This window comes from Streptomyces carpinensis, from assembly GCF_002154505.1.
GTDB classification, from domain to species: domain Bacteria; phylum Actinomycetota; class Actinomycetes; order Streptomycetales; family Streptomycetaceae; genus Streptomyces; species Streptomyces carpinensis.
The window spans coordinates 1-1,407 of record NZ_MUBM01000526.1 but is presented as its reverse complement, the minus strand read 5'-3'; the positions used below and the strand labels follow the sequence as shown (position 1 = coordinate 1,407).

The window sequence follows — 1,407 nt, the reverse complement described above, 5'->3', positions numbered from 1 at the left end:
GCGTATTGCGGTTTCCCCGGCTCGCGGCCCCCACCGCGCCCCACCGCCGGGGAAACCGCAATACGCATATGCCCGAGCCTACGCCCTACCTTCACGCAGCGAATACGCCTTTTCACAAACAGGTAGGCAACCGGCCAGTACGCAGGGGGCGCGCGCACACGAACGCGCCGCCGGTGGGCTGGGGCATGCACGGTCAGGGGCGTGGCGCGGGCGCTGCGGGCGAGGCGGGCGACCTGCGAGAACGGCCGGAATCCAGCGCCCGTCGAGTGCGGCCCCGGGCACGGGTGCGGGAGAGCGCTCCCGGGGAGCGCACGACCGCGGGGACCGCCTTCGTCACTTCACCCCTTCGTCACTTCACCGGCAGGTGGTACGCCACCCGGTAGCGGTCGGCGGGGATCACCACGTCCGCCGTCTCGACGGCGCGACCGGAGGCGTAGAAGGTGCGCTGGACGACCACCACGACATGGCCGGGGACGCCGCCCAGGGTGAGCAGTTCCTCGGCGAGGCCGGGGCGGGCGCCGACCTCCTCGGTGACGTTGTCGACGATGACGTCGATGGCGCGCATGCGCTCGACGACGCCCATGCCGCCGAGCGGGCCCTCCTCGGGGAGCATCACCGGGGTGCGGCCGGTCAGCGCGAGCGGCTCCCAGGAGGTGGAGAGCATCATCGGCTCGCCGGCGTCCCGGAAGACGTACTTGGTGCACATCACACGGTCGCCGGGCTTGATGCCGAGCCGCTCCGCGATCGCGCCGCTCGCCCCGGTCTGCGTGCTGCTCGACTCCCAGGTGCCGCGCGCCTCGGCGGACGCCTGCTCCTGCCGGAACGGGGTGGCCCCGACGGCGGGCCGGAAGCCGGAGCGGGCGACCCGGCGTGGCGCGGGCCGCTCGCGCACATACGTCCCCGAGCCCGAGCGGCCCTCGACCAGGCCCTCGGCCATCAGCACCTTGCGGGCCTCCAGGGCGACCGTGTCCGAGACGCCGTACTCCTCGCGGATCCTCGCCTGGGAGGGCAGCCGGGTGTGCGGTGGCAGCACACCGTCGACGATCTTCTTGCGGAGGTCACCCGCGACACGCAGATACGCCGGCTGCTCACCGAAAGTCACTGGCCACTCCCATCAGGTTGTACAGACAGCAACAGCGTGGCAACCGTGGGTTGTAACGTGCAAGCGAGGGCCAGAGAATCACTCGATGTGATTACTTGTGGCGCCGGGAGGCGCCACTCAGGCACTTCATCCCCCCTCCGTCCGCCGTCACACCTGCCCGCCCGCGCCGCAGGCCGCCGCTGCCCCATGGTCACCACCGGCGAAACCCCGAGCGGCGGCGTTGACCGGGGCCATAGCCTTGCTCGTGGTGACGGGTGACGGTCGGACACGAAGATTCGGGGACGGGCTGCCACGGGGGGATCGGG

The 1,407-nt window shown here is 71.9% G+C and carries 1 protein-coding gene; it reads right to left on the bottom strand.

Annotation, left to right across the window (positions count from 1 at the left end):
• Positions 1–349: 349 nt before the first annotated feature.
• Complete coding sequence (locus BZY54_RS45390; RefSeq protein WP_086731200.1) at positions 350–1,102, bottom strand: GntR family transcriptional regulator; 753 nt, start codon at positions 1,100–1,102, stop codon at positions 350–352.
• Positions 1,103–1,407: the final 305 nt, after the last annotated feature.